9 protein-coding genes are annotated in these 12108 nt (G+C 63.3%); 8 read left to right on the plus strand and 1 reads right to left on the minus strand.

All coding sequences use genetic code 11. From position 1 onward, the window contains the following. Nucleotides 1–139: 139 nt before the first annotated feature. From PQU92_RS14825 to PQU92_RS14860, 8 genes are all read left to right on the plus strand, one after another. Nucleotides 140–1750, plus strand: a complete 1611-nt coding sequence (locus tag PQU92_RS14825) for a TldD/PmbA family protein (protein WP_272749029.1) — start codon at nucleotides 140–142, stop codon at nucleotides 1748–1750. A 32-nt stretch (nucleotides 1751–1782) separates the two neighbouring features. Then, complete coding sequence (locus tag PQU92_RS14830; protein ID WP_272749030.1) at nucleotides 1783–3117, plus strand: TldD/PmbA family protein; 1335 nt, start codon at nucleotides 1783–1785, stop codon at nucleotides 3115–3117. Nucleotides 3118–3286: 169 nt separating this feature from the next. Next, a complete protein-coding gene (locus PQU92_RS14835) occupies nucleotides 3287–3934 on the plus strand; it encodes a DUF4159 domain-containing protein (RefSeq protein ID WP_272749093.1) in 648 nt (215 codons plus the stop codon). 87 nt (nucleotides 3935–4021) lie between these two features. Then, entirely contained in the window at nucleotides 4022–5005 is a 984-nt protein-coding gene (locus tag PQU92_RS14840; protein ID WP_272749031.1) for an AAA family ATPase, read from the plus strand. Between the two features lie 4 nt (nucleotides 5006–5009). Next, nucleotides 5010–5891, plus strand: a complete 882-nt coding sequence (locus PQU92_RS14845; protein ID WP_272749032.1) for a DUF58 domain-containing protein — start codon at nucleotides 5010–5012, stop codon at nucleotides 5889–5891. Next, nucleotides 5891–7015 (plus strand): BatA domain-containing protein, encoded by a 1125-nt coding sequence (locus tag PQU92_RS14850; protein ID WP_272749033.1) that lies wholly within the window; start codon nucleotides 5891–5893, stop codon nucleotides 7013–7015. Before PQU92_RS14845 ends, PQU92_RS14850 begins: the two co-directional genes overlap by 1 nt. Continuing rightward, a complete protein-coding gene (locus PQU92_RS14855; protein WP_272749034.1) occupies nucleotides 7012–9111 on the plus strand; it encodes a DUF4175 family protein in 2100 nt (699 codons plus the stop codon). Before PQU92_RS14850 ends, PQU92_RS14855 begins: the two co-directional genes overlap by 4 nt. Further along, complete coding sequence (locus tag PQU92_RS14860; protein ID WP_272749035.1) at nucleotides 9108–10859, plus strand: hypothetical protein; 1752 nt, start codon at nucleotides 9108–9110, stop codon at nucleotides 10857–10859. Before PQU92_RS14855 ends, PQU92_RS14860 begins: the two co-directional genes overlap by 4 nt. 160 nt (nucleotides 10860–11019) lie before the next feature. On the opposite strand, the gene PQU92_RS14865 is transcribed toward PQU92_RS14860, so the two are convergent. Further along, entirely contained in the window at nucleotides 11020–12030 is a 1011-nt protein-coding gene (locus tag PQU92_RS14865) for a hypothetical protein (RefSeq protein ID WP_272749036.1), read from the minus strand. Nucleotides 12031–12108: the final 78 nt, after the last annotated feature.

Genomic DNA, 12108 nt, shown 5'->3' on the forward strand with positions numbered 1-12108 from the left:
GACGCCTGTCTGAGGCAAGGCGATGGTCTCAAACGAAACGGCGTCGGGGGCCTTAGCGGCGGACGCGGTGACCCTGTACTTTTTATTCCGCCTTCCATCATTCCGGAGACACGCCTTGCAAAGACGAGATTTCCTTGCCTTGACCGGCTTCACCGCGGGCAGCCTGCTGATCCCGTCATTCCAGGGGCGGGCCATCGCCGCCGAGGCGTTGCAGAGCACGCTGGACGTCAAGATCAAGAAGACTCTGGCCGATGCGGCGCTCGGTGCCGCCACCGGGTCGGGCGCTTCCTACTGCGACGTGCGCGTGGGCCGTTATCTGCGTCAGTTCGTCATCACCCGCGAAGACCGCGTGGAAAACGTCGTCAACACCGAATCGACCGGCGTCGGCATCCGCGTCATCGCCGATGGCGCGTGGGGCTTCGCCGCGACCAATGAACTGACCACCGATGCGGTCGCCAAGGCCGCCAAGCAGGCCGTCGCTATCGCCAAGGCCAATGCCACGATCCAGACCGCACCCGTGCAACTGGCCCCGGTCAAGGGCGTCGGCGAAGTGTCGTGGAAGACGCCGATCAAGAAAAACAGCATGACCGTGCCGATCAAGGAAAAGGCCGAGATGCTGATCGACGTCAATACTTCGGCGCTCAAGGCCGGGGCCGATTACGTCAATTCGATCCTGTTCCTAGTCAACGAGCAGAAATATTTCGCTTCGACCGACGGCTCATATATCGATCAGGACATCCACCGCATCTGGGCGCCGATGACGGCCACGGCCATCGACAAGACGACCGGCAAGTTCCGTACCCGTGACGGCCTGTCGGCGCCGATGGGTCTGGGCTACGAATATCTCGACGGCGACAAGGCGCAGAAGTTCACCTCGCCTAACGGTGTCGTCAATTACGGCCTCAGCTACGACCTCAAGGAAGACGCCATCGCGGCTGCCAAACAGGCGCGTGAAAAGCTGAAAGCGCCGTCGGTCAAGCCGGGCAAGTACGACCTCGTCCTCGACCCATCGCACACCTGGCTGACCATCCACGAATCGGTCGGTCACCCGCTCGAACTCGACCGCGTACTGGGGTACGAGGCCAACTATGCCGGGACGTCGTTCGCGACGCTCGACAAGCGTGAGGCGAAGTTCCAGTACGGCTCGGACAAGGTCAATATCGTCGCCGACAAGACCCAGTACGGCAGCCTCGGCGGCGTCGGCTACGACGACGAAGGCGTCAAGACCAAGGAATGGGACCTCATCAAGGACGGCAAGCTGGTCGACTATCAGGCCATCCGCGATCAGGCGCACATCCTCGGCAAGAAAGAATCTGACGGCTGCTGCTACGCCGACTCGTGGTCCAGCGTGCAGTTCCAGCGCATGGCCAATATCTCGCTCAAGCCCGGCAAGGAAAAGCTTTCCGTCGCCGACATGATCAGCAAGGTCGAAAACGGTATCTATATCGTCGGCGACGGCTCCTTCTCGATCGACCAGCAGCGCTATAACGCCCAGTTCGGTGGCCAGCTCTTCTACGAAATCAAGAACGGCAAGATCACCCAGATGATTGAGGATGTGGCCTATCAGATCCGCACGCCGGAATTCTGGAACGCCTGTACAGCCATTTGCGACGAAAGCGACTACCGCATGGGCGGCTCGTTCTTCGACGGCAAGGGCCAGCCGGGGCAGGTTTCGACCGTCTCGCACGGTTCGTCCACCGCCCGCTTCAACGGCATCAACGTCATCAACACCGCAAGGTCGTTGGGTTAATTGGCCCTCGGTTAAGATCAGGAATTTACATTATGAGCATGCTCACTGAAGCCGAAGCCAAGGCGATCCTCGACAAGGTCATCAAGCTGTCCACCGCCGACGAATGTACGGCGACGCTGGACGGTTCGATCAACGGCAATATCCGTTTCGCGCTGAACAACGTCTCGACCAGCGGCGTCATCACCAATACGCAACTGGGGGTGCAGGTCGCCTTTGGCAAGCGCGTCGGCATCGCCACGATCAACGAGTTCGATGACGCGGCGCTGGAACGCGTCGTCCGCCGCGCCGAAGATCTGGCCAAACTGGCACCGGAAAACCCGGAATTCATGCCGGCGGTCGCCAAGCAGACCTATACGCCGACCAAGACCTTCTCGGAAACGACCGCCGCCATCACACCGGAGATGCGCGCCAAGGTCGCCGCCGCCTCGATCACGCCGTGCAAGCAGGCCAAGCTGATCGCTGCGGGCTTCCTGTCGGATGGTCAAAGCTTTGCCGCCTTCGCCAATTCCAACGGCAATTTCGGGTACCAGAAGTCGACCGGCATGGACTATACCTGCACCGTGCGCACCGAAGACGGTCGCGGCTCGGGCTGGGTTGCGCGCAACCTTCAGGATGTCAGCGCCTTCAAGCCCGACAGCGAAATCCAGATCGCCATGAAAAAGGCCGCGGAATCAGCCGAAGCCAAGGCGCTGGAGCCCGGCAAATATACGGTCGTCATGGAACCGGCGGCCTCGGCGGGCCTGATTTCGTTCATGATGGGCTATTTCGATGCCCGCCAGGCCGACGAAGGCCGCAGCTTCCTGTCGAAAAAGGGTGGCGGCAACAAGCTGGGTGAACAGGTCTACGACCCGCGCGTCACCCTCTATGCCGACCCGAACCATCCGGAAGCCTCGGTCCTCCCGTGGGATGGCGAAGGCCTGCCGCGCAAACGCCTGCCGATCATCGATAAGGGCAAGGTCGTCAACCTGCAATATTCGCGTTTCTGGGCGCAAAAGCAGGGCAAGACCGCCGATGCGTCGCCCGGCAACCTGATCATGGAAGGCGGCACCAAGTCGACCATGGACCTTGTCAAATCGACTCAGAAGGGCATTCTGGTCACGCGGACCTGGTATATCCGTATGGTCGATCCGCAGACCGTGCTGCTGACCGGCCTGACGCGCGACGGCACCTTCTATATCGAAAACGGCGTCATCAAGCACCCGGTGAAGAACTTCCGCTTCAACGAGTCGCCGGTGATCATGCTCAACAATATCGAGGAACTGGGCAAGCCAGTGCGCGTCGGCGACGATGAATCGCCGTTCGTCATGATGATTCCGGCGATGAAACTGCGCGACTTTACGTTCACGTCGTTGTCGGATGCCGTCTGACGGCAATATACCTCCCCTCTCCCTTGAGGGAGAGGGTGGTCCGAAGGACCGGGTGAGGGGGAAATGTCTGCCGCGAGTACGCTGTAATAGTTCCCCCTCACCCCAACCCTCTCCCTCAAGGGAGAGGGAGTTTAGTCGCGCCACGTTTCTAAAGCTCCTTTTCGGTGGCCTGACCGGTCTGGCCCTCCCTGCCCGCGCTGCCGCCTACGATTTCTGGTTCACACGTCTGAAATATGACTCTGGTGACTGGGACGTCGATCAGCGCATGCCCGCCAATCTGATCACGTCGCTGATCGACTACACCACCCTGCGCGTCGATCCGAAAGAACACGTCCTCGATCTCTCGGACCCGAAGATGCTGACCGCGCCGTTCTGCTATCTGGCCGGACACAAGCTGGTCGAGTTCAATCCGGCGGAGCGGCGCAATTTCGAGACCTATGTCAGGAACGGCGGCTTCGTCTTTGTCGATGACTGCAACCACGATATCGACGGTCTGTTCGCCAAATCGTTCGAGCGGCAGATGGCGTCGATCTTCGGCCCGTCCGCGCTTAAGGTCCTGCCGAAAACGCACGGAATTTACAGAAGTTTCTTCACCTTCGATGGCCCACCCAATACGTCATTTGAGTTGAACGGCTGGGGTGACGACCTGATCCACGACTACCTGAAAGGGATCGAGATTAACGGTCGTCTGGGGGTGCTCTATTCCAACAAGGACTATGGCTGCGAGTGGGACTACGACTGGCGCAACAAGCGCTTTCTGGCCGAAGACAACACCAAGTTCGCCGTCAATATCGTTATCTATGCTTTAAGTAATTAGTCGCCTCATCTGATCCGAAAACCGCCGCGGCCCTGATACGGAGCTTGGCACTTTTCGGGATGAGGCTCCATTTAGGAGACGGGTCGCATGTCGATCACCGAAAGCGAAATCAAAGAATTGCTGTCGCGGCTGGGTCACCTGCGTCAAGCCATCGCTCAGGCCATCGTCGGTCAGGCCGATGTGGTCGAACAACTGCTGATCGGCTTGCTGGCGGGCGGGCACTGCTTGCTCGAAGGCGTGCCGGGGTTGGGCAAGACCCTGCTGGTGCGCTCGCTCAGCCAGGCGCTGGAACTGCAATTCCGCCGCGTGCAGTTCACCCCGGACCTGATGCCGAGCGATATCCTCGGCACCGAACTGCTCGAAGAAGACCACGGCACCGGTCATCGCCATTTCCGTTTTCAGCCGGGACCGGTCTTCACCAACCTGCTGCTGGCCGACGAACTGAACCGCACCCCGCCCAAGACTCAGGCCGCTCTGCTGGAGGCCATGCAGGAAAAGACGGTGTCCTATGCCGGGGTGACGCACACCCTGCCCGCGCCGTTCTTCGTGCTGGCGACGCAGAACCCCCTCGAACAGGCCGGCACCTATCCTTTGCCCGAGGCGCAGTTGGACCGCTTCCTGCTGCATATCCGCGTCGATTATCCGACCGAGGCCGAGGAACACGATATCCTGAAGCAAACCACGGGTGTGGCATCGGGCGTCGTTCCCAAGGTCATGCACGCCGAGGATATCTTGCTGCTGCAAAAGCTGGTTCGCGACGTGCACCTCGGCGAAGACTTGCTAATGTGGATCACGCGGCTGGTGCGTGCCACGCGGCCGTCGGATACGTCGCCGCAAGAGGTCAAATCCTACGTCAAATGGGGCGCCGGGCCGCGCGCCGGGCAGTCGCTGGTGCTGGCGGCCAAGGCCCGCGCCCTGTTGCAGGGGCGTCTGGCGGCGACGCGCGAGGACATCATGGCCCTGGCCGCGCCGGTCATGCGCCACCGCTTGCTGCTGTCGTTCGCCGCGGAGGCCGAACAGGTCAGCGCCGACACGGTCGTTGCAGCGCTTCTGCGGTCGGTAAAGCTGTAGAGAAATGATGTTCGACCCGATCCCGCCCGACGTGCGTCACAGGCTGAAAGGCCTGCGCCTCAGTGCGCGTCGGGCGTCGGGCGCGTCGGGCATCGGGCTGCACGCCAGCCGGTCGCGCGGCGCCGGGCTGGAGTTCGCCCAATACCGCGCTTATGAGCCGGGCGACGAATTGCGGCAAATCGACTGGAAGCTCTATGGCCGGTCGGACAAGTTTTTCGTCCGCGAATCCGAGCGCGAAAGCCCTCTGGCTGTGTGGATCATCGTCGATGCCTCGGCCTCGATGGGGCAATCGGACGCCGTTCGTGCGGCGTATTCACGCCTCGATGCCGCCAGGGCCATGGCCGCCTGTATCGGCGAACTGGCCCTGCGCCAAGGCGACCGGTTCGGCCTGATCAGCTTGAGCGACACCGGCATACGCGTGGCCGATCCAGCCACGGGTTTGCGGCAACGCGATCGACTGCGACTGGAACTCTACGGCCTCAAAGCCGCCGGTGAATTTCCCGCCGCGAATACCTTAGCGCCCGTGTGGGAACGCATCCGGGCGCAGGATCTGGTCATCGTCCTCAGCGACGGTTTCGACGAGGCGTGCATCGCCTTGATGGAACGGTTGTCATCGGCGGGCCGCGAAGTCCTGTTCATTCAGACCCTTACCGCCGAAGAGCGCGACTTCCCCTTCGACGGCGGCTATCGTTTCGAAGACCCGGAATCACGCGCCGAATTACTCGGCGACGGCAAGGCCCTGCGCACCGACTTTTTGCGTAAATTCGCCGCCGCCCGACAAGCGCTGGAAGCGCGTCTGACGGCGTCCGGCATTCGCCACACGCACTACTGGCTCGATGAGGCCGTCGATGCGCCGCTTGCGCGTCTGTTCGGCGGGGGCGCCTGATGCCGGGTTTGCTGTTCCCGCTCGGCCTGGCGGCGCTGACCGCCGTGATTTTGCCACTGGTGATCCACCTGATGCGGCGCGACGAAGCGCGCCCCGTGATGTTCGCAGCCCTGCGCTGGCTGCAAGCCAAACCGAAACCACGCCAGCGCATCCAGTTCAGCGAATGGCCCTTGCTGCTGATGCGGCTTGTGTTGCTGATCCTGCTGGCGCTCTTTCTGGCGCGTCCGGTATTGAATAGCGTGGTCGATCGCACGCCGTATGTCGCCGTCATGCCGGGTCTTGATCCGAAAACGATCGGGTCGGACAATGTGCGTCTGCACTGGCTGGCCCCGGATTTTCCCTCGACGGATAGTCCCGCGCCGAAAGCGCCTGCGGATTTTACCAGCCTGATCCGGCACCTGGATGCCGACCTGCCGAAGGGCGTCAAGCTGACCATTGTCGTGCCGGAAACCCCGCAAGGGGCGGATGCCGAGCGCCCGATCCTGTCGCGTGAGGTCGACTGGCGCGTCATGCCGGGGGCCATGCCCGCGCCGCAACCCGTGGCTGCCCGTCCTCTGGCTCTGTCCATGCGCGCCGCAACTGATCAGCCGGGTGCGCGTTATTTCCGCGCCGCAGCCGCCGCGTGGGAAGGCAATGCAACAACGGGCACATTGACCGATCCGTTGCCGCCGAAAGATACGGTACTGGTCTGGCTGAACAGCGGGCCGTTGCCGGACGCGGTGACAGGCTGGATCAAAACCGGCGGGACGATCATCGTCTCAAAAGACGTGCAAACGCCGAAATCCAATGCGCAAACCGTCCTGTGGCGTGACGATGTTGGCGGCCCGCTGATCGACAGCGCATCGCTGGGCAAAGGCCGCTGGTTAAGGTTCACTCGCCCGCTGATCCCGGCTGAGATGCCGGAACTGCTTGAGCCCGACTTTCCCGATCAGTTGAAAGCTCTGCTAACCACCCCGCCCGCCCCGTCGCGGGTCGCCGCACGAGATTACGCGCCCTTGACCGGACGTCCGGCCTTTGCGCAGGCTGCCATCGACCTGCAACCGTGGTTAGCGGTTCTGGTGGCGCTGGTGTTCGGGCTTGAACGCTGGCTGGCGACATCGTCGCGCCGGAGGGCCGCGCCATGACCCACATCAGTCCGTCACGGTTTTCACGACCGGCGCAGGTACGCAGCCTGCTCAATGATGCCCTGATCTATGCACCCCTGGCGGGGTTTGTTTTTACAACCTTCGCCGTACTATACCCTCATATGCGCACCGCTATCGTGCTCGGGGGCGTCGGTCTTTATGGCGCGGCATTGCTCATCGAAGGGCTGCGCCTCGGACGTTTCAATCGCGACTGGGTGATCAGCGCTTTGAACGAATTTTATCCCGATCTTGAGGACAGCGCCGACCTTCTGTTCACGCCGGACGCCAATCTCAACAGCCTGCAGGTCTTGCAGCGTAGTCGTCTGATCGAGCGACTGCCGCCCGCCACCGCCCTGCGCGAACCGTGGCGCTGGGGCACGGTCATCATCAGCACGATTGTGGCCATTCTCATCGTCGTGGCCGGGCTTTGGGCCTCAACTCTGAACGATGCCGGAGAGCGTCGACCCGCCCCTAAGACCTCAGCCATCAGCGGGCCCGTAAAACTTGCCGAAGCCCGGATCGATGTTACGCCGCCCGCCTATACCGGCCAGACGCGACATACGGAATCGGCACTGGATATCAAGGCACCGCAGGGGACGCGACTGGTGTGGCGGCTGCGGTTTGCTCCGGAAACCGAAGCTGTCGATCTCGTCCTGCTCGACGGGCGCAAAATCGCCCTGACGCGAGATAATGGCATGTGGACGACGCAACTGACGCTCGACAAATCAATGCTTTACCGGATCGTGTTCAAGGGCATGACCGGCACAGTACCGCTGCACCGACTGGAAGCCACACCCGACCTGCCGCCGAAAGTCGAGGTCGTCACGCCGGATCGTTCGCTATCCATCGTCAGCGAAGGCCAGACCGTCTGGCCGTTGGTTTTCGCCGTCAGCGACGACTACGGCGTCAATGCGACCGCCGAACTGCGGCTGACGCTGGCGCAGGGCGAAGGCGAAAATATCACCGTGCGCGAAAAGGTCGTGACCCTAACCGGTTCCGGCAGTGCGCGGGAAAAGCGCTTTGCCACGCAACTGGATATCAAAGGCCTCGGATTTGCCAAGGGCGACGACCTGATCGCGCAATTGACGGTACGCGACAATCGCGTCCCCTCACCGCAAAGCGTGCGTTCGCCTAGCCTGATCCTGCGCTGGCCGTCGGATCTCGGTAACGAAAGTACCGGCCTCGAAGGCCTGGCGCGCAAGACCCTGCCCGCCTATTTCCGCAGCCAGCGTCAGATCATCATCGATATCGAAGCTCTGCTAAAAGAAAAGAAAAAGCTGTCACCCGACGCCTATCTGGCGCGCTCCGACTCCATCGGCGTCGATCAGCGGCTGCTGCGTCTGCGTTACGGACAGTTTCTGGGCGAAAGCGCCGAGGGCGAACCTGAAAACCCGACCGGCGACGGCGAAGCGCATCACGCCAACGACGGGCACGACCACGGCGACGATAGCTCAGCCGCCTTCGGTGACGGCGCCAACATAACCGCCACCTACGGCCACGTGCATGATGAGGCCGAGGCCGCGACCCTGCTCGATCCGGAAACGCGCGCCCTGCTCAAAAAGGCGCTCGATGCCATGTGGCAGTCGGAACTGCACCTGCGTCAAGGGCGACCGGACCTCGCCCTGCCCTACGCCTATACAGCGCTCAACTATATCAAGCAGGTCCAGCAGGCGACGCGTATCTTCCTGTCGCGCGTCGGACCGGAACTGCCACCGATCGACGACACCCGGCGCATGACCGGCAAGCGCGAGGGCATCATCGGCAACCGTCTGAGCCTCGATCCCGTCCCCGGTCCCGATGCCCCCGTGGTCGCGGCGTGGAGCGCTTTGGCCGAGGTGCCGGGCCGCCCGGTTGACGTGCCGCTGGGGCCTCTGGACACATGGATAGGCGCAAACGAAGCCCGGATTGGCGATCCTCTGGCCCTGTCCGCCGCCATCGACGCCGTACGCGGCGATTCCGCCTGCGCCAAATGCCGCCGCACCCTGCGCGGCCTGTTGTGGGGCGTGCTGGCGAAACCGCCCGCGCAGGTGATGCGGCGTGACGCGGCAACGGCTTCCGGCGGGCGCTATCTGGATGCCCTGGAGCGTCAGCCATGACCCCCTCGCTGATCACCGCGTCTGTTTTGGGCCTGATCGTTCTGATCGGGATGGGGCGCTTGCTGTGGTGGTGGCACACCGCGCCGCGCGACCGGCGATCCAGTGTGCGGCTAGGCGTGCTGCTGATTGGGCAGCCGCTGTGCGCCGTATTGCTCTATCTGACCCTGTTTCCGCCGCCGCTGGCCTCGGCGCCCGGCACGCTGATCGTGGCGACCTACGGAGCGCGTCAGGTCTCTGCCCGTGCCGGAGACCGACTGATCGCCCTGCCCGAAGCCACGGTCAGCGGGGCGGAGCGCGTGCCCGATCTGGCCGCGGCCTTGCGCCAATACCCGGCGACACGGCTCCTGATCGTCGGCGACGGCCTGACGGCGCGGGACCGTGACGCCGCAAGCGGCCTTAAGATCGATTTCGAACCCGCCCCCCTGCCGCGCGGCCTGATCCGGCTCGACCTGCCTGAGCGCGTCTCCCCCGGCGGGAGGTTCCACATCGGTGGACAGGTGCACGACCTCAAGGGCGGCACGGTCGATCTGATCGACCCGGCGGGTAAGCTGGTCGAAACACAGCCTGTGCCCGCCGACGGCGCCTTCGTCCTCAGCGGCACGGCGCGCGCCGCCGGACCCGCCACCTTCACGCTCCGCCTGCGCGACGCCGGCAAATCGGTCATTCAGACGGTCGAGGCCCCCCTCTGGATCGCCGACGGCCCGCCGCCGCGTGTGCGCGTCATGGCCGGCGCGCCGGGACCGGAGATCAAGTATCTGCGTCGCTGGGCGACCGACGCTGGCGTGACCTTGCATACGCAGACCATGCTCGGCGGTGGCATGGCGGCGGGCGACCCGCCTTTGCCCGTCACCGCCGCAGCCCTGCGCGAGGTCGATCTGCTGGTGCTCGACGAGCGCAGCTGGGAGACGATCGGCGCTTCGGGCCGTTCGGCGGTGCTTGAGGCCGTACACGGCGGCATGGGTCTGCTCCTGCGCCTCACGGCACCGCCGTCTCCTGATACGCGTACTCAGTGGGCGGCACTAGGCCTGCGCCTGTCCGGTAGCGGCGAGGCGAAACCAGTCATTTTGCCGCCCACCGGCACAGAAACCGTAAAACCCGTACCGCTCACACGGCTCGACTATCGTATCGAGGGGGCGGATGCCGTTCCCATTGTGCCCAGTGCCCCCGCGGTCGGTCTATGGCGCGCCGAAGGCCGCGGTCGTGTCGGTGTCTGGACGGTCACCGACAGCTTCGGCCTGACGCTCAGCGGGCAGGACGGGCACGATATCCTGTGGGCCGGGGTGTTTACGACTCTGACGCGCCCGCCCGCCGGGGCACCGCCGGTCAGGCACGCCATGGCACGGGTCAATGAACGCCTAACCCTGTGCGGCCTCAACGGAACGCTGGAATGGCTGGATGCTGAAGGCGGTTCGGTAACGCCGCTGATCGATCCGGCGACCGGAGCGGAACGCTGCGCCGCCGTCTGGCCCCGTCAGGCAGGCTGGCACCTTCTGCGTCAGACCACGGACGCCGGTACGCAGCTACAGCCGGTATTTGTCCATGCCACCGACGCCTTGCCCGGTGTGGTGGCCGGGGAACGGCAGACGGCGACGCGGCGGCTGATGACAGATGCGCCTCAGACAGCTTCCCTTATGTCCGGTGAAAAGCGGCGCGGTGCGGCATGGCCGTGGTTCCTGGGGTGGCTGACGGTCGCAGCGGGTCTATGGTGGTTCGAACGCGCGCGACCCGCCATTCGTACACCATCTTAGAACTTTACTTTCGAAACAAAAACTTATTTTAACATCATCAATAAATTGAATTATTTAACTTAATTTAAATTGCAAATAGCAACCATTGAAAATCATCATCATGATTTCAAAATGCAATTCACCCGGTTGAGGCCAACCGGGTGAACTGTCTACAGGGTATTTAGTTCTGCGACGATGTCTTGCGCGAGACGCTGGCATTGCCTGAGCCATTGGCATTGGCCGAGACCTTGCCGTCCTTGGCCGAAGCGCCGCCATTGCCGGAACCGCTGACCGAGGCATCGAGCGTGCCCGCCTCATTGACCCGGTTTTTGGCGCGGTCGGCGGCCGAGCGTACCTTGTCGCTACCGGCGTCCGCCGTATTACCGGCTTTTTGCGCCGCGTCGCGGACCTTGCCCTTGGCCGCACCGGTAGCCTGCGCCCCATCGATCGTCGCGCTGCCACCCAGATTGCCATTGCCGTTACCATTGGCCGTGTTGCCCAACAGCGAACCGTTCAGATCGCCGTTGCCCGACGCATTGCCGCCGATGTTACGCGGCTGGCTGGCCTGCTCGCGCACAGTCCCGGCCGCGCCCTTCACCTTGCCGACGCCATTGCCCGCGAGGGTTTGGGCATCCCCCTTCGCATCGGCAGCCTTGTCACGCGCCATGGAAGCCGTATCGCGCGCCTTACCGGTGGCCCGATCGGTCACCTGAGCGCTGTCGAACGCCGCGCCGCCGGTCAGGTCGGCATTACCCGCCGCATTACCGTTCAGGGTGCGTCCGGTCAGGCTGCCATCGGCATTCCCGGACCCCGAGCCGGTCAGCGACCCGGCCAGATTGCCACGTTCCGAGGCTTGATTACGCAGATTTTCGGACGCACCCCCTGCCTTTTCGCGAGCTTTTTCGGCGGCGCGCGCGGCCTTGTCGGCCTGACGCTGAGTACGTTCGGCGTCGCGCTGAGCGCGCAGCGCGGCGCGGTCCACCGTACCGAGTGTGTCGGGTGCACCGAACGCCCCATTGCCACTGCCGTTCAGAGTGCCGCCGATATTACCGGCGCCCATGCCATTACCGAGGCCGCCGCCCAACCCGCCGTTACCGGTCAGACCGCCGCCACCGCCCAGCAACTGGGCATTGGCGCCGAAGGCGACGAAGGAAATGAGGGCGGTCGTGGTCAGAAAGGTCTTGATCTTCATGTCGGTATCTCCTGTGCGTTATGGCCAGATTAGCGGCCTCACTGGAAACAACGACGCGTCCGGCAGGTTTTCTCCCGC

The organism is Asticcacaulis aquaticus (genome assembly GCF_028550415.1).
Classification (GTDB): Bacteria; Pseudomonadota; Alphaproteobacteria; order Caulobacterales; family Caulobacteraceae; genus Asticcacaulis; species Asticcacaulis aquaticus.

Excerpts from the sequence above, each read along its gene's own strand:
- PQU92_RS14830 (WP_272749030.1), top strand. The coding sequence starts at position 1,783 with ATGAGCATGCTCACTGAAGCCGAAGCCAAGGCGATCCTCGACAAGGTC.
- PQU92_RS14840 (WP_272749031.1), top strand. The coding sequence starts at position 4,022 with ATGTCGATCACCGAAAGCGAAATCAAAGAATTGCTGTCGCGGCTGGGT.
- PQU92_RS14845 (WP_272749032.1), top strand. The coding sequence starts at position 5,010 with ATGATGTTCGACCCGATCCCGCCCGACGTGCGTCACAGGCTGAAAGGC.
- PQU92_RS14850 (WP_272749033.1), top strand. The coding sequence starts at position 5,891 with ATGCCGGGTTTGCTGTTCCCGCTCGGCCTGGCGGCGCTGACCGCCGTG.
- PQU92_RS14855 (WP_272749034.1), top strand. The coding sequence starts at position 7,012 with ATGACCCACATCAGTCCGTCACGGTTTTCACGACCGGCGCAGGTACGC.
- PQU92_RS14860 (WP_272749035.1), top strand. The coding sequence starts at position 9,108 with ATGACCCCCTCGCTGATCACCGCGTCTGTTTTGGGCCTGATCGTTCTG.
- PQU92_RS14865 (WP_272749036.1), bottom strand. The coding sequence starts at position 12,030 with ATGAAGATCAAGACCTTTCTGACCACGACCGCCCTCATTTCCTTCGTC.